General features: G+C 43.5%; 12 protein-coding genes and 3 pseudogenes. 2 read left to right on the top strand and 13 right to left on the bottom strand.

Annotation, left to right across the window (positions count from 1 at the left end; all coding sequences use genetic code 11):
- Positions 1–273: 273 nt before the first annotated feature.
- Positions 274–2,160 (bottom strand): tRNA uridine-5-carboxymethylaminomethyl(34) synthesis enzyme MnmG, encoded by a 1,887-nt coding sequence (mnmG, locus tag EL143_RS04445; protein ID WP_085417421.1) that lies wholly within the window; start codon positions 2,158–2,160, stop codon positions 274–276.
- A 274-nt stretch (positions 2,161–2,434) separates the two neighbouring features.
- Between mnmG and EL143_RS04440 the strand changes: the two genes are divergently transcribed.
- Together EL143_RS04440 and purD are read left to right on the top strand one after the other, a co-directional pair.
- Entirely contained in the window at positions 2,435–2,644 is a 210-nt protein-coding gene (locus tag EL143_RS04440; RefSeq protein ID WP_126326611.1) for a hypothetical protein, read from the top strand.
- Between the two features lie 88 nt (positions 2,645–2,732).
- On the top strand, positions 2,733–4,004 hold the full coding sequence (gene purD / locus EL143_RS04435) for a phosphoribosylamine--glycine ligase (RefSeq protein WP_085417423.1): 1,272 nt from the start codon (positions 2,733–2,735) through the stop codon (positions 4,002–4,004).
- 424 nt (positions 4,005–4,428) lie between these two features.
- On the opposite strand, the pseudogene EL143_RS13005 reads toward purD, so the two are convergent.
- The 12 genes and pseudogenes from EL143_RS13005 to EL143_RS04375 all read right to left on the bottom strand — a co-directional run bounded on the left by EL143_RS13005 (position 4,429) and on the right by EL143_RS04375 (position 17,429).
- Positions 4,429–5,222: pseudogene (locus tag EL143_RS13005) on the bottom strand (integrase core domain-containing protein).
- 161 nt (positions 5,223–5,383) lie between these two features.
- Positions 5,384–5,797 carry a type VI secretion system baseplate subunit TssE gene (gene tssE, locus EL143_RS04425; protein ID WP_085417424.1) on the bottom strand — a complete coding sequence of 138 codons (414 nt, stop codon included), beginning with the start codon at positions 5,795–5,797 and terminating at the stop codon, positions 5,384–5,386.
- A 10-nt stretch (positions 5,798–5,807) separates the two neighbouring features.
- Entirely contained in the window at positions 5,808–6,344 is a 537-nt protein-coding gene (gene tssJ / locus EL143_RS04420; protein WP_085417425.1) for a type VI secretion system lipoprotein TssJ, read from the bottom strand.
- A gap of 85 nt (positions 6,345–6,429) precedes the next feature.
- A complete protein-coding gene (gene tssG / locus EL143_RS04415; RefSeq protein ID WP_085417426.1) occupies positions 6,430–7,551 on the bottom strand; it encodes a type VI secretion system baseplate subunit TssG in 1,122 nt (373 codons plus the stop codon).
- Entirely contained in the window at positions 7,515–9,053 is a 1,539-nt protein-coding gene (gene tssF / locus EL143_RS04410; protein WP_126326609.1) for a type VI secretion system baseplate subunit TssF, read from the bottom strand. Before tssF ends, tssG begins: the two co-directional genes overlap by 37 nt.
- Positions 9,054–9,091: 38 nt before the next feature.
- Positions 9,092–9,898 carry an integrase core domain-containing protein gene (locus EL143_RS04405; RefSeq protein WP_126326518.1) on the bottom strand — a complete coding sequence of 269 codons (807 nt, stop codon included), beginning with the start codon at positions 9,896–9,898 and terminating at the stop codon, positions 9,092–9,094.
- 43 nt (positions 9,899–9,941) lie between these two features.
- The gene (locus EL143_RS04400; protein ID WP_126326607.1) at positions 9,942–10,382 is read right to left on the bottom strand and encodes a hypothetical protein; all 441 of its coding nucleotides are present in this window, start codon (positions 10,380–10,382) and stop codon (positions 9,942–9,944) included.
- A 118-nt stretch (positions 10,383–10,500) separates the two neighbouring features.
- Positions 10,501–11,153 (bottom strand): annotated as a pseudogene (locus tag EL143_RS04395) (IS1595 family transposase).
- Between the two features lie 363 nt (positions 11,154–11,516).
- Positions 11,517–14,345: a type VI secretion system ATPase TssH gene (tssH, locus tag EL143_RS04390; RefSeq protein ID WP_085417532.1), complete on the bottom strand. Its 2,829-nt coding sequence runs from the start codon at positions 14,343–14,345 to the stop codon at positions 11,517–11,519.
- A gap of 83 nt (positions 14,346–14,428) precedes the next feature.
- Positions 14,429–15,036: pseudogene (locus EL143_RS04385) on the bottom strand (IS1595 family transposase).
- Between the two features lie 141 nt (positions 15,037–15,177).
- Complete coding sequence (locus EL143_RS04380; protein WP_085417562.1) at positions 15,178–15,666, bottom strand: Hcp family type VI secretion system effector; 489 nt, start codon at positions 15,664–15,666, stop codon at positions 15,178–15,180.
- Between the two features lie 116 nt (positions 15,667–15,782).
- Positions 15,783–17,429, bottom strand: coding sequence for an OmpA family protein (locus EL143_RS04375; protein WP_126326605.1), 1,647 nt, complete (start codon positions 17,427–17,429; stop codon positions 15,783–15,785).
- Positions 17,430–17,432 lie beyond the last annotated feature (3 nt).

Below are 17,432 nucleotides of genomic sequence, written 5' to 3'. Positions count from 1 at the left end.
CTTTTTCAGACAGGCATTTTTACCGTTAAACGCATTAGATCATTATGCCTACCGTTATCATCGGGTTTAACAAGTGTATATAGTCAATCTACTTAATTTTGAATACAAGGCAAGCCGAAGACAGTACAGGTAGTAGGGGGCTGACTGTGTTGCTGCTTCAGCAGCTTACAAAATCGTTCCCTTTGAGCTAAGGCGCAGCAACGTGTAGTAAAAGTTGAATGGATTGGCTATAGCGGTTTAAGTTGATTTACCGTCCGTACGGAAACCACCGCCCTACTTCGCATCTTTAAATCCGCGCTTCAAATGTACCATCAGCAAGGCGACGGCGGCGGGGGTCACGCCGGAAATGCGCGAGGCTTGGCCTACGGTTTCGGGGCGGTGCTGGTTGAGTTTCTGCTGCACTTCGGCGGATAAGCCTTTGACTTTGCCGTAATCGATTTCAGATGGCAGTTTCAGGGTTTCGATGTCGCGGCGGCCTTCGATTTCTTCGTTTTGGCGGTCGATATAGCCTTGGTATTTCACTTGGATTTCCACCTGCTCAATCACATTTTCAGACAGGCATTGTTCGGGCTGTGCGCCTTCCAAAGTCATCAGCGAGGCGTAGTCGATATTGGGGCGGCGCAGAAGGTCGTGCAGGCTGGCTTCGCGGGAAAGTTTTTGGCCGAACACGCGGGTTTGTTCGCTCTCGGGCAGTTTGGCGGGGGTGTACCATGTGCTGCGCAGGCGCTGGATTTCGCGTTCGATCTGTTCGCGTTTTTGCTCGAAAGCCTGCCATTGCGGTTCGGTAACGAGGCCGATTTTGTAGCCGTCTTCGGTAAGGCGCATGTCGGCGTTGTCTTCGCGCAGTTGCAGGCGGTATTCGGCGCGGCTGGTAAACATGCGGTAAGGCTCGTTTACGCCTTTGGTGATTAAGTCGTCTACCAACACGCCGAGATAGGCTTGTTCGCGGCGCAGCAGCAGCGGGTCGCGTTCGCGCACATACTGTACGGCGTTGGCTCCGGCCAACAGGCCTTGTGCGGCGGCTTCTTCGTAGCCGGTGGTGCCGTTGATTTGTCCGGCGAAAAACAGGCCGGCGATGCTTTTGGTTTCAAGGCTGGCTTTGAGGTTGCGCGGGTCGAAATAGTCGTATTCGATGGCGTAGCCGGGGCGCAGGATGTGGGCGTTTTCCAAGCCTTTCATGGAGCGCACGAGGGCGAGCTGGATGTCGAACGGCAGGCTGGTGGAGATGCCGTTGGGGTAGTATTCGTTGGTGGTCAGGCCTTCGGGTTCTAAGAAGATTTGATGGCTGTCTTTGTCGGCAAAGCGGTTGATTTTGTCTTCAATCGAGGGGCAGTAGCGCGGGCCGACACCTTCGATTTTGCCGGTGAACATGGGGCTGCGGTCGAAACCGGAGCGGATGATGTCGTGCGTTTGCAGGTTGGTGTGGGTAATCCAGCACGACACTTGGCGCGGGTGCAAGGCGGCGCTGCCGCGCACGGAAAACACGGGTACGGGGGTGTCGCCGGGCTGCTCGATGAGTTTGGAGAAGTCGATGGTGCGCCCGTCGATGCGCGGCGGCGTGCCGGTTTTGAGGCGGCTTTGCGGCAGGTTGAGTTCTTTCAGACGACCCGACAAGCCTTGTGCGGCAGGGTCGCCTGCGCGTCCGCCGGCATAGTTTTCCAAGCCGATGTGGATTTTGCCGGCAAGGAATGTGCCTGCGGTGAGTACAACGGCACGGCCTTTGAATTCGACGCCCATGGCGGTTTTCACGCCGCTTGCGCGTTCGCCTTCGAGCGTGATGTCTTCAACCGACTGCTGGAAAATCTCGAGATTGGGCTGGTTTTCGAGCATTTCGCGGATGGCGGCTTTATACAGAATGCGGTCGGCCTGTGCGCGGGTGGCGCGTACTGCGGGGCCTTTGCTGGCGTTTAGGCGGCGGAATTGAATGCCCGACATATCGGTAGCCAAGGCCATGGCTCCGCCGAGTGCATCGACTTCGCGCACGAGATGGCCTTTGCCGATGCCGCCGATGGAGGGGTTGCACGACATTTGGCCGAGGGTTTCGATATTGTGTGTGAGTAAAAGCGTTTGCGCGCCCATGCGTGCGGCGGCGAGGGCGGCTTCGGTGCCGGCATGGCCGCCGCCGACCACGATGACATCATAGGTTTTGGGGTAAATCATGGTGTTGAATGCAATAAGAAAAATAGCGTGATTGTACGCGCTTTTAAGGCCGTCTGAAACTGGTTTGACGGTTTCAGACGGCCTCGTTGTGTATGTTTTGCCTAATAGTTTGGCGGCTTCCGCACAGGTAAAGGGTTCAACTTAATAGAGCTGAAGCAGATTGGCCTTAAACATATTAAATGAAAATTTTTGAAAACCAGCCGGGCAAATGCGGAACATTCCATTTGCCCGGTTGTTTAACAGATTAAATATCAAATGTTATTTTGGAGCTTATATGAATACAAAAGAAAGCATACTCAAACCCAGCGAGCAAATAATGTTTGCGATTGTATTGATGGTGTTGTTTCTTATGTTTTATTTTGCATCGGGATACAGCTTCTTAAACTCAGTGCTGCTTAGCGCAGGCTTCACGCTGATAATTCTTACAGTCAGGGTAACCATGCTTAAGTTAGCTAAGAAAATGCATAATAAAAAAGAAGAATAAAATGCTTTCGGCAGCGGCGGGCTTTCAGACAGGCATATCGTGAAATCCGCTATAATGCCTGTCTGAAACCTTACCGCAAAGGAAAGCTATGAAACTTCTCGTTATCGGCAGCGGCGGGCGCGAACACGCTTTAGCTTGGAAGCTGGCACAATCGCCCAAAGTGGAAACTGTTTTTGTCGCCCCGGGCAACGCGGGCACGGCGCAAGAGCCTAAATTGCAGAATCTCGATAAAACCGCGCATCAAGATTTAATCGCGTTTTGCCAAGCCGAACATATCGCCTTTACCGTGGTCGGCCCCGAAGCGCCGCTGGCCGCCGGCATTGTGGACGACTTCCGCGCCGCCGGCCTGCCCGTGTTCGGCCCCACCCGTGCTGCCGCGCAGCTGGAAAGCTCGAAAGACTTTGCCAAAGCCTTTATGAAAAAACACGGCATTCCCACTGCGCAATACCAAACCTTCGAGCAGGCCGATCAGGCGCATGAGTATGTAAACCGAAAAGGCGCGCCGATTGTGATTAAAGCCGACGGTCTGGCCGCAGGCAAAGGCGTGATTGTGGCGGTGACTTTGGACGAAGCACACGCCGCCATCGACGATATGCTGCTCGGCAACAAAATGGGCAACGCCGGCGCGCGCGTGGTAATTGAAGATTTCCTGCAAGGCGAAGAAGCCAGCTTTATCGTAATGGTTGACGGCGAACATGTGTTGCCGATGGCCACCAGCCAGGACCACAAACGCCTGTTAAACAACGATCAAGGGCCCAACACCGGCGGTATGGGCGCGTACAGCCCCGCACCCGTGGTAACCGATGCCGTGTATGAGCGCGTGATGAACGAAATCATCCTGCCCACAGTGCGCGGCATGAAAGCCGACGGCAACGAATTTACCGGCTTCCTCTATGCCGGCCTGATGATAGACGAAAGCGGCGCGCCCTACACCATCGAGTTCAACTGCCGCTTCGGCGACCCCGAAACCCAACCGATTATGAGCCGCCTCAACAGCGATTTTGTCGATTTAATCCAAGCCGCACTTGAGCGCAAACTGGACGGCGTTGAAGCGGAATGGAGCCCGCAAACCGCAGTGGGCGTGGTGCTGGCCGCGCAAAACTACCCCGAAAGCCCGAAAAAAGGCGACGCTATTTCCGGCTTGGATGAAGCTAACGCCATCGGCAAAGTGTTCCACGCCGGCACCATCCAAGGCAACGGCGGCGAAATCCTCACCAACGGCGGCCGCGTGTTATGCGTAGTCGGCTTGGGCAACGGCGTGGCTGAAGCCAAAGCCAAAGCCTACCAAGCGCTTGAACACATCTCGTTCGACGGCATGCAATACCGCACGGATATTGCGGATAAAGCCATCAGGCGCTGACCTGTTCGCCAGATACTCGAATGCCTGTCTGAAAACGGTTTTTCAGACAGGCATTCGACTTTCAGTTAAAGCTAATCTCTATAGTGTATCAACTTAAAAATAGTACGCTTGTCATACTCGGGCTTAGCCCGAGTATCTTGCATTTTGTTTTCAACCCGAAACGCAGCGCTCTACCAGGTTACAAGCCGATACCTTTGCAAAATAACATCTTTACCCAACAGCCGAAACCCAAACACAGGGTTTCGGCTGTTTTCCGTTCTAAATCATCTCTCTATTCTCCTCACATACCCGATAATCGGGTATGTGAGCTGCTATTCAGGCAACAACAGACCCACGCAGCCTGTTGGCTGCTTTCAACAGGTTCAAACACATCGCCTTCAGATGGCTTTGCGCACTCACTTTGTGTTAGAAATCGTCGCGTTGTTTACACAATAGGTTGAGAAAAATAAGCCTGCAATACCTCGAAAGGTGTCTCTCCTTTCAAACCGCTATGTGATTTGACTGTATTGTAGTAATTTACAAATCGGCACAACTCCTTGCGCCGGTGTTCCGAATCTTTAAATTGCCCTTTGTCGTGCCACATCTCCATCAGCGTGCGTATTACCCGCTCCGCTTTACCGTTGGTTTGTGGTCGGGCGACGCGGGTAACAATTGGCCGATATGGTTCTCATAGCATGCGACGCTAAACGGATGATTGGCGGCGCTGCCCTTGTATTCCATGCCGTTATCGGAATAAACACACTCTATAGTATAAGGACAGCAGTCGATCACATCTCGCACTAGGAATTTGGCCGCGCTGGTCGAAGTACGGTCAGGCAAGATGGCCGCATACAGCTTCCGAGAGAAATCATCAATAGCAACAAACAGATAATCCCTCTGTTCGGTTGCTTTTTGATGGCGCAGTAGCGGCAATCGTTTGGTATCAACATGAACCATCTCGCCAGGATAAGATTTATTGTAGCGTTTGGCTTTTTTCTTTAATTTCTCTTCAATTTCCCGTTCGACCTTAGCCAGACGTTTCATACCGTATTTAGCCTGTTTTACTCTTCTGGGAGGTCAGCAATTGCAGCCGGGCGGCTTTCAATATGCGGTAAATGGTTACTCTGCTGACGTTGTACTGCCTAGCCAAAGAGGTAACGGTGGTTTTGTCTTGGGTATAAGCACGCCATATGGCTTGACGGCTATGTGGGTTAAGCGGGTGTTTTTATGGATGTTCATACAGAATTGTCTTTCAAATACTGTAAACAACGCTAGGATTTTCTACAACGCAAAGGTCTCACTGTTATCTCTATCCAATCCTGTAAACTATAGTCAATCTACTTAATGTTAATGACGATATCATTAACATTAAGTAGATTGACTATATATTTTCCTGATTATCAAGAAACATTATTTTTAACAGTAACCGTCCCCTCCGGCATAAAATAAGTGTCAATGATTACCGATCCGACGCTTTCAATACTACAATCCAATTGATAACAAAGTATCATTAAATTATCTTTGGATTCGGTTAGCTCTATGTTTAAACTGGTTAACCTCGGTTCATATTTCAACAATGTTTGCTTCATACAGTTGCGTAAATCATGAGCACTGGACGGTAGATTTTTATAGACCATACTCAAGTCCGGAATACCATAATCAGGCAAATGTTTAATCGCACCACTGCGACTATTTAAAATACGCTGGATATTATCTAACACACTTTTTATTAACTGTCTGCTGCTGGACATTCCTTCAATTGCCACACCATCAGAATAATAACCCGTCAGTTTTTCATATAACCCAGCTTCCATTTAATCTTACCTATTTTTCTTTCTTATTTATTTTTAATAATTTCCGATCCACCAATTCAATCGGAAGCGATTTCTTATTGGATAATTCTTTTTTTGGAATCAACATTTTCCAATCTTGTTCATCATCAGTTCGATTGAAAAAAACCACTACTCCTACGTAATCCATATCCTTGTGAATTTCACTATCAACTGCAATTGCTTCACCCGGGCGTATAATCACTTCTTTGTCTTCCAATAAATCATCACCCAACGTTGTCTTATCCTGATTCAGTAAATCACGATAGAGCGCACTCTCAAACTTTTGTTTATCTTGGAGTTGATAAATACGCACCACGGTAGATAGAGATTGTCCGCGTTCATTTTGGTTAAGGGCATGACGTGCGATAAGATCAATTTTCAATGTTTTCAGCTTGCTGTAAAAAACATTACGCGTAACATTAACGGTACCGTCTTTTACTGACTGCCAAGTCCCGCAACCTGCCAACGCCAGCAACGGTAGGCTAAATATCAATAATATTTTGATAATGAGTTTTACGCTAATTTTCATTTTTCGTAATCCGTTTTTCTGAGTTTATGCTTCTTCTTTAGTCATCTTTGAAGACTATGTCTATCTGGAATTAAGCATTTATCTATCAACCTAATCGGCAATTTCCAACTTTAATACGCTTATCCGCCTTACCTCTCCCTAATCCTGTATTAATGCCAAGTATGTGAACTGATGACAATTTTGCTTGAGGAATCCATTCTTTTTTAATATTTAAATAGATTGAAGCATCTAAGCGATGTCCCAAATAAATTTTTAACAACTCCATCAACCTCTGATGCAAAGGTTCCTTGGGTAAAAGCTCTTGTACCGCTTCAAACCTGGTTGGGGTAATATCAACATCAATCAGATGATTATAATCTTTAATCCGTCGCCCCAAAACAGCACTTCCCCCATCCAATCGTAACGGCGCATTACCCAGCTGCCGGTCTCCATCCAAATTTATCCATTGTTGACAGAATTCTGTTACATTTACCGCTGCATTAGGACTGATATATTTCACTATGCTCTTCACTCCATCACTAGTACGCGTACGTTGATGAAAAACACTTAACAACCCCAAAATTTTACTATCTAAAATCGGGTTGGATAGAATATTGTGCCCTAGTGCATCCCCCTTTGTGGTCTGTCCAATTAGGTGCAATAAAGACAAAGACAAGTCATCTGAACCACCAAAAGTAAACTGGAACGGGTAACGGTATTTCAACCAAGCTTGATAAAACAGAATAGAAATCCGATGGTTGAAAATATCTAAAAATGCTGCAAGACTTTCACTACCCTCAGTATTAGTTGCAATATCGTTGAAAAAGTAATCGGGTAATACTGCGTCAACACCATAAAGTCCCAAAAAAGTTGTACGTACCGAAGGTAATCTGTATTCAGGAACATGCTCGACTTCTGCAATTTCGCCTGCAGGAAAAGACAACGATTTGACTCTTCGGAAACGCACTACCCCTTGTAACCCACCAGCCGTATCTTGATCCAATAAACTTTCTAAAATACGACAAAATTGGAAAAAGTTTATTTGAGCAGCAGTATCTCCAACTTGCTGCCCTAACACACTGTCAAAAATACCACCTTCTTCGATTTGCTGTTGAACCTTAGGCTTAGGGATTTCCCATAGCGGTATATCCGTTACTAGACTCTCATCTTCGACACTTTGATTTGCTGTTTCTAAAACCGTACGGTAGTGGTTTTGCTGTCTTTCCATGTATATTTTTTTCCTGACGGTAAAGAAACAATACTCAGCCGAGTAAACAAATTCAAATCAGCATACATACTGAAAAACTCGCTCAGTAATTCACCAAACAAATAAATTTCTGCCTCCCCCGCATAAGCGTTGGAATCCAATGTTACCGTGATATGGATGCCTCGATGTATAGCTCCTTTCTCAATGCGTTGTACCTGTTCATGTTTCACTTCCATTATGCCATTCAGCTTACGTTTATTCAGCTCATCTTCTGTCCAGTCATAAATTGCCAAAGTACCTTTCAGACTGTCTGAGTTAATCAATGAAAGATAATTGGGTGCCAAATGGGAAAGGATACGCCATTGAAAACGGTCTTCCATAGGTGGATAACACGACAAGCTAGGTGTAATAATGTTGCGCACCAAAATCACATTTGGTTCCCCTGTGTTACGGTCCTGTATCTGGGTTTCACGCAAAGTCTTACGTGGTAGCATACCGTTAGTACCTACCACTTTTAATGATAGAGTTTCAGACGGCAATTGAATATTTTTTTCCCAAAGCTGTCCTCCTAACATCAGATAGGTTTCATGCCCTCCGCTGACTCCCCGCTTAACTTTAGTATGAAAGTAACGCTCAGGTGCATCATATTTCATTAAACCACCCCGATGACGGAATGAGGAAAACGGCACATAAGCATGACGTTGCCCAGTAGCATTATTGACTGCGACCACTTCCTCAATGGAATAAACTTCCACCTGCATACCTTCATGTAAAAGTGGCTTAACTGGGTATTCATAAGCTTTATGATCAACTCTTACCGGTTCTGCCTCCATATCGAACAAATTAATCGCTGGGGTACAATTCAGCTTCAATACATCAGCATCAAATTTCAACTCTGCTGGATAATTCTTGGTTAAGACAATCTCTACACTAAATACTTCTGAATTTTCGGATAGCCAATTTATATCTATTCCTTTTAAATCAATAAAGAAGAATTTTTGCTTAAAACAAAAATATTCCAAGAGCAATTGATATCCATAAAAACTATTACTATCCCCTCCCCATAAACGATTATCATCTGAAAAACCTACTTGCTTCAAATGAATATTCTTCTCCACATTTGTATATTGATTCAAACTGAATTTAATGGAATGTACTTGGTGTAATAATGCGTAGCGCAAAGCAAAAGCAACCGGCTCTTCTGCAGAAATATACAAGCGTAATGAAGACAAATCCAGATTGTTACGTTGTGCTTGCCTATCAAGAGAAAATGAAATTCGAATAACACTACGCCCATGTGCATCATAATCTAAAAAAGTACCCAACAATTGAATAGGAAGAATTTCTGTATCACCTGTAGTTCGATAAATACAACGTGTCAACCTATCATTCAAACTGACAGGCTCAGATTGCACTACCAGTCCTTTTTCTACAATTTGATTACTTTGAAGCTTATTTCTATCTGGCTGGATTTCCAATATTGTCAATGAAGGTATCATCCGCAAATAATGCGGCCATAACATATTGACCAAACTTTCAGTGTAAGAAATCCTCGCGTTGTTTACACAACAGATTGAGAAAAATAAGCCTGTAAAACCTCAAAAGGCGTATCGCCCTTCAAGCCCTTATGCGGCTTAACCGTATTATAAAAATTCACAAAACGGCACAATTCCTTCTGCCTGTGTTCCGAATCCATAAACGGAACTTTGTCATGCCACATTTCCATCAGGGTGCGGATTACCCGTTCTGCCTTACCGTTGGTCTGCGGTCGGGCAATACGGGTAAACTTCTGGTTGATGTTGTTCTGCACACAGGCAACCGCAAACGGATGCGACGCATTGCCACGGTATTCCATGCCGTTGTCCGAATAGGCGCATTCGATGGTATAAGGACAACAGTCAATCACATCACGCAAAAGGAACTTGGCCGCACTAGCCGCTGTACGGTCGGGCAAAATGGCCGCATACAGTTCGCGGGAATAGTCGTCAATGGCGACAAACAGGTAATCTCTTGAGGCGGTTGCTTTTTGGTTTTGCAACAAAGGCAGTCGTTTGGTGTCGAAATGCACCATTTCGCCGGGATAGGATTTGTTGTAGCGTTTGGCCTGTTTCTTGAGCTTTTCTTCGATGTGTTTTTCCACTTTTGCCAAACGCTTCATTCCGTATTTGGCCTGTTTGAAACGGTTGTTGGTGCTGTTTTGTGGTGCGAGCAGCTGCAGCCGTGCGGCCTTTAGGATGCGGTAAATGGTAACCCTGCTGACTTGGTATTGCCGGGCCAGTGAGGTAACGGTGATTTTATCCTGCGTATAGGCGCGCCAAACGGCTTGGCGTTGGTGCGGGGTAAGGCGGGTGTTTTTATGGATGTTCATGGCAGTATTGTCTTTCAAATACTGTAAACAACGCTAGAGTTTCTTACAGTTGGCTGTCAATTTCTTTTTCAGACAGGCCTTTTTTGATAACATCATCCGTCTGAAAAACTTCAAGAGGCTTGGTTGGAGCAATATAACAACTCTTACCAGTCTGAACTGATGCGATATCATTCACTAAAAAATATCGGTTTTTATTATTATTAATATTTTCTTCAATACTGCCATTCAAACGCACACTGATAGGAATATTTGCCGTAGTATTTTTTCTCAGACTGATTAACTCCGCAATTGCATCATAACCATACTTACCTGAAGGTGCCAAGGTATATTCCATCTGTTCATCACAATCTTGCAAACGAACGTATTCATCTTTTTCGATCAACATACCTAAATAGTTTTCTGCGGAGGTTGTCACTGCACAAACAGAACTATTAGCAAGGAGCAAGAAGCCAGCAAAGGCAAAAAAATAACGATAAGCAACCATACAAACTTTCTAAATAGACAGAAACCCAAAACAAATAAATCACTCTGGCAATGCTCTCTTTAATTTTTATTTTTATACAAGTAAACAGGTAAAATTAAGGGGCTGTACTAGATAAGCCCTAAACATCACACCATTTTCGCAGCATTTTAAGCTGCTCAGACAGTGTGCCAAAATTAAAACGAAATTCGCATTCTTTCAAGAACAGCGGGAAAGATTTGCGGTCGATACCGTTGTATTTACGAAGTCCCCGTTTTGCCTGATTCCAAAAATTTTCGATGCCGTTAATGTGGTTCTGACGATCAACAAATAATTTGCTGCGGTTGATACGATGATGGGTAAAACCACTCACATCCAGCACATCATAACTGCTCAGACCGTCTGTATAGACAATGCTATCCGACATGATTTTCTTTGTAATAGCAGGCAACAAGCCTTCCCGTTTGGCGTTTTCCACCACCACGGTATAAACCTTCCCGCCGCGTTTGAGGATGCCAAAAACCGCCACTTTCCCTGCGGCGCCGCGACAGCGTTTGCCTTTACGGTATCCGCCAAAATAACTTTCATCCAATTCGACAGCGCCATCAAAAACCGCATCGGCCTCCAAAGCAAGATGATGGCTGATGACTTCGCGGATTTTGCGGTAGAACAGAGCCGCTGAATTGGAATGGATGCCTAACAAATCGGCAGCAGAACGGGCGGTTACTTCAAGTACAAAAATTGAAGCAACTTCTTTTGAATACTCTTTTTTAATTTACAACGAGTTATCTTCATTTTTGCAGTCTAGCATGACTGCTTATCTAGTACAGCCCCTAAAATTAAAGTATAGAAGATACCCACTTCCTCAAGTGTAATTTACCTTGCATTTTTCCAATATATTCAAATATGGACTTGATACGAATATCTTATTCTGAGACAACAATAATATTCATACCAAGCCCAAAAACAAAAAATTAGAGTTTTTAGAGTTTATAGATTCTTTAATTGAAGTGCTTCAGTACCTATTTCAGAGCAAGGTTCCACTTAACCGCATTGCTAACCTATCCCAACATTGACCACACTTTTAAAAAATGTTTCAAACTAGAAACCTTGCAACGACTCTGTTCTCGGATCAATATAACTAAAGAGTAATTATAATCAACTGAATAACACATCAACACCATCCTCTCCTATTGTTAGCTGTGCTTGAGAAGGCACACGTCCAACACTCTTCTGCCAATGTAGAAAGTTCTGTGCAATAGCTGGCATAATCTGACGATTCAGCAGATGATCAATATTGCGCGCACCGCTTTCACCCACTCTACAAGAATCAGCCAACAACTCCACTAATTCGTCACTATAACTCAATCGTGTTTGCTGTTGGTCATAGAGTCGTTTTGCCACTTTATCTAATTTAAAACCGACAATTCGAGCCAATGCCATTTTATCCAGTGGACGATAGGGCACAACTTGCATACGTGCTAATAGCGCAGCTTGGAAATGGTTCAATAGAATTGGACGAACGATGTCTTCTAATTCAGACAGGCTATATTCTATCTTCTCTTCTTTTATCTGATTAGATTTAACCTTTTTTTCAATAGGCTGGGCAAGAGCTTCGATTTGATAATCGGCAATACCATTTTGCTGCTCAGGAACACTTACCGCCCCCTCCTGATCCACCTCGTTACACTCGTCACGTTGAGACTCCTCAGCTTCAGAAGCTGGCTGCAACAACTGTGTTAATTTATCCGCTCCTAAATTAGATGTCATCAAAATAACCGTGTTTCTAAAATCGATTTCACGCCCCTCACCATCCCGCATCATACCTTTATCAAATACTTGATAGAAGAGGTTAAGAATATCTTTATGAGCCTTTTCTACTTCATCCAACAACACTACGCTGTAAGGCTTCTGACGCACAGCTTCAGTCAACACACCTCCTTCGCCATAACCCACATAACCGGGAGGCGAACCTTTTAATTGAGATATCGTATGCGCCTCTCTGTATTCAGAAAGGTTAATGGTTATAAGAGACTTTTCTCCGCCGAATAAAGTATCAGCCAAAGCCAAAGCAGTTTCTGTTTTGCCAACACCCGAAGGCCCTGTCAACAGAAATACACCCAGCGGAGCATCATTGGTTTTCAAACCAGCTTTTGCTGCCCGTAAACTTTGTGCAATAGCATGTATCGCTTCATCCTGCCCCACCACATGGTTTTGCAACAGGCTTTCTAATTTTAACAAATTGTCCAATTCATCTTTCAGTACAATACCAGCAGGAACTCCAGTCCAGTCAGCAATAATATCAGCAACAATAACTTCATCCACACTGGTAAAAACAAGTGGCTGCTCTGTAGCACTATCATCCAGTAAAGCCTGCTTATCAGCTAAATCTCGTTGTACTTGCTCACGCTCTACAACTGACAACTCTGGGTTTTTAACCTGTTTCATCAATTTTTGAATGGTATCAGCCAAAGCTTTTTCTACTTGGTAGCGTTGTTGCAATGAATTTTTTTTGGCATTCAATTCCAAAATTTCAGTCTCAACTGCTCTAATTTGTTCATGTTTATTTATATTCAAGCGACCTAATTGATTATCTGCCTGCAATGCCTCCAACTCACGTTGCAATGATGATAACTGCGCTTCCATCAAACCAAATATGTGTGGTACGGTATCTAAGCTCATGCGAACACGTGCAGCAGCAGTATCTAATAGATCCACAGCCTTATCGGGTAGCTGGCGACCAGTAATATACTTACGAGATAAACGCACAGCAGCAACAATTGCTGTATCTTGAATATGAACTTGGTGGTAAGCTGCATAACGCTGCTTGAGGCCGCGCAACATGGTACATGCCGCTTCATCATCTGGCTCATCTACCTTAACCATTTGAAAACGACGCTCCAGTGCCGCATCTTTCTCAAAATATTGTTTGTATTCACTCCAAGTTGTTGCTGCGATGGTTCGTAGCTCACCTCTTGCCAATGCGGGCTTCAATAAGTTTGCTGCATCTGCACCGCCCGCACTATTACCAGCGCCAATCAAAGTATGTGCTTCATCTATAAATAATAAAATCGGCTCGTCCGAACTCTGCACAGCTTCAATAACATTACGTAAACGCTGCTCAAACTCCCCTTTAACACCTGCTCCTGCTTGTAATAAGCCTAAATCAAGCACCAAAACCTGTGTATTTTCCAAGATTTTGGGAACTTCATTACTTGCAATTTTTAAAGCCAGTCCTTCAACCAATGCAGTCTTACCCACGCCTGGTTCACCAACTAGAATTGGATTATTTTTGCGGCGGCGGGATAAAATATCCATCATTTGTCGAATTTCTGTTTCCCTTCCAAACACCGGATCAATTTTACCCTTACATGCCTTTTCTGTTAAATTAATTGTAAAACGAGACAATGCTTCATTTTGGTTAGCAGAAACAATAGCATTCGACCTTTCCTCTTGGCTCATATCAGAATGCCTGTCTGAAAAAGATTCTACTTCCAAAGCAAAAGTATTTTTATTTCCTTCGACAGAAACCTCATCCAGCCAGCCTAATAAACGACTAACCTGCGTTTCTGTCAAGCTCAATAGAGGCCAAGCATCTTGAGTCATCAAACGATAAGATCCGTGTAACAGTGCCATATATAAATGAGCAGACCGAATCTCAGTATAGCCACTATCTGATGCAAACAACCATGCATCCGAAAACAGGCTACTCAATGACATAGACAATGAGGGATTTCCTCGTATATTACGAGGTAATTTATCCATCGTTGCCAATAAAGGATTCCAAATACCTTCAGAGTCGATTTCATACCGACGCAACAGAGCGCAAACATCTCCGTCACCAAGCTCCAACAATTTGATAAACAAATGATCGACAGTAATTTCTGCATGGCCACGAGTTTGGCACAAACTAGCGGCAGCTTCCATTGCCTCTTGACAATGCCTATTCAAACGGCGTAACAACAAAGCTTGGTCTTGGATGGACATGATAACTCTCTAATCTTTAAAAACGATAATTGATAATAATTGCAAAACTTAAGAAGTTTAAATTAAGGGGCTGTCCTAGATAACTAGGTCAAATTCTCTCTTACTAATTGTTTTAAAATGGATAATTGAGACTTTATTTCACTGTGGTTAAAACGCCATTCGCACTCCTTCAAATACAGCTCAAAATGAGCTTTGGGAATGCCATTGAACTTACGTAAATGACGTTTTGCCTGACTCCAAAAATTCTCAATGCCGTTTATGTGGTTTTGCTTGTCCGCAAAATGTGCGCTGTGATTGATACGAAAATGGTTAAATTCGCTGACATCCAATACATCATAGCTTTGTAACAGTCCGTATAAACAATACTGTCAGGCTTAACCTGCTCTCGGATAATAGGCAGTAAGGTGATCGTTTCGGTATTCGGAACGGCGACGGTATAAACCCTACCGTTTCGCTTTAACAGCCCGAACACCGGCACTTTTCCGGCTGCACCGCGACCACGTTTGCCTTTTCTACGGCCACCAAAATAGCTTTCGTCGGCTTCGATTTCACCGTCGAGCATTTCCAAATGCGGGCTGTTTTGATAAATCAGCAAACGTAGACGATGAAAGTAGTAAGCGGCAGTATTTCTATGAACACCTGTTAATTCCGCTGCTGTTCTAGCTGTTACGCCGGCAACGAACAGCTCGATTAGCTTGTGTTGTTTATACTGACTTAAACGGCTTCATAAGGGTTATTTTAAATGCTTTTGAATAACCCTAGTTATCTAGGACAGCCCCTAAATTAAAAAGTGCTGCCTTTTTCACGAGGGCAGCACTTTACACTTGTCATTTTAAGCGCGGCTTTCATTCCAGCTGTCAGCATGAATGATATTACCGTCTTTGTAAGTCCAAGTGATTTTTTCATAACGTAATTCAACACGCTCTAAGTGATTATAGCGCTCACGTGCTGGATCCTTAATATTGTGCATAACAGGAGCCACAGCCACTACTTTTACATTATCCAACTTAGTATTGAAATACTCTTTCTCTTGACCAGCGTCATCAATTTGATACCACTTAATTTCCACTTCTTTCAAAGTTTGACCAGTAGTTACTGCTTTATACAAATACGGAGATGAAGCGTCATATTCTTTAAACAATACAATCGGCTCATGAACACGAGTACCGGTTAACTTACCGGTATTCGCATCAGTTGGAATACGTACATTATGTTGGAACTCAACAATCTCCACACTATCTTCGCGACCATTCACGTCTACAGAACCTTTGATGGCTGAACCGCCATCATCTTTTAACCACATATAAGCAGGAATTGCCATATTTTACTCCATATTAAAGTAATAATTAAAGTAATAGATTACCAAAAATTTTGAATATAAATTGAGCATTAAACTTAAATATTATATTCAAAACACTTAAATACCATTTATAGCCCTTAAGGTTGTGTTATTATCTCATTGGGAATTAGAATAATTTCAACTCTACGGTTTTTAGCTCGCCCCTCCTCAGAATTATTCTCAGCCACCGGCTTACTATGACCCCACCCCTTGGTTGCAAAACGATTTATAGAAATATTAGACGACTCCACCAACCAGTCCCGGACAGCTAAGGCTCTCTTTTCAGATAATTGTTGGTTGGAAGCAGGGTTGCCAATATTATCCGTATGCCCCTCAATTAATACCTGAGTAGCCGGTTGAGCCTCAATTGCTCGTAATGCACCAATTAAGGCTTTATTAGCATTACTTTTTAACTCATACTGCCCACTGTCAAACAAAGCTAAACTATCCAAAGTCAGTACCACCGACTTAACAGGATCTGGTTTAGGTGTAATTGATTTGATACTTGCTAAATTTTTCTCTAACTCAGGAATATATAATTGTGCACGATATAGACCTAAGCCTAAATTTGCTGGTATGCCTTCATTTTGATATTTTTTCAATAACTGTAAATCTTGTTGCAACTGTCTCACCGAAAATTGAGTTTCCTCAGCAGACTTATCAGAATACTTTTTAAAATCAGAAATATGCTGATTAATCCTCTCCAAAAGGCGGCTATTATTAATAGTAGAAAAGGATGATGCCACTAAAAAAGTAAGAGCAATAATGGATAATACCTTGAATCCAACATCAATAACCATATTCCTGCGATAAACGGTATTCTTATTTAACAAAGATACCGGGGTGTAATACAATACTTCGTGAGCGCCTGACTCAAAAGGAAAAACTAACCCACCAGTTGTTTGCTTAAAATAGTTAAACCATAAAGATTGATTATCACCACTACCATCCATCGCCACCGTGATGCTGCGCACATTAATATATGACCATCCCATATCAACTTGTTTACTAAGAATCTCCTCTAGATAAGATAATATGTGAATCAAGCTAATATAATGATTATTATTGGAACTATGGCAATACTTGACAAACGACTCTCCCAAAACTTGTTTAAATTGTTGTATCAACCGACAAATATCTGCTTCAGTTACCCCTCCTTTCAAACCCAAAGTACAACACGGCAATACACTACGTCCACTATTGATTGGCATATGTAACACTATATTAACAGGAACATTGGCATTTAAGTAATTCTGTAAAAAAAGAATATTACGCAACCAGTCTTTTAAAACCACCCCATCATCGCGAGATAAAGCAGGAAAAAGAGAGAGCTCTATACTAAACTTCAAAATCTTCTTGGGTAGATAGATTAATAATTTATCTACCATACCAACTAGATGTTCTGGGTTTGTAATATTTAAATAAGTTACACCCTCCCTAACAATAACAGATCGAAAAGAGCAACTATATTGATTAGAATTTCCCAAACATAAAACATAAGTATCCGTCTGCTCAACACCCTGCAAAATCTTATGAATATGTGACCACGGTTCCCTAACAATTGAATAAGGGGCCTGCAAAGCTCCTTTCATCCTCCTCCAGAAAGCCAAACCTAAAACAGCACATGTAACCAGAAGGGGAATTTTAACACTCCATGAAGCCTCCAAATAAACGATAATAATATAAAAAACAGCCAAAATACCCGTCAATAGAACAATAAAAAAAGCAGGTTTTCTATCACTCATTAC

Origin of the sequence: Neisseria canis, from assembly GCF_900636765.1 — a bacterium.
Taxonomy (GTDB): Bacteria; Pseudomonadota; Gammaproteobacteria; order Burkholderiales; family Neisseriaceae; genus Neisseria; species Neisseria canis.
This window is presented reverse-complemented; position numbering and strand designations above follow the sequence as displayed.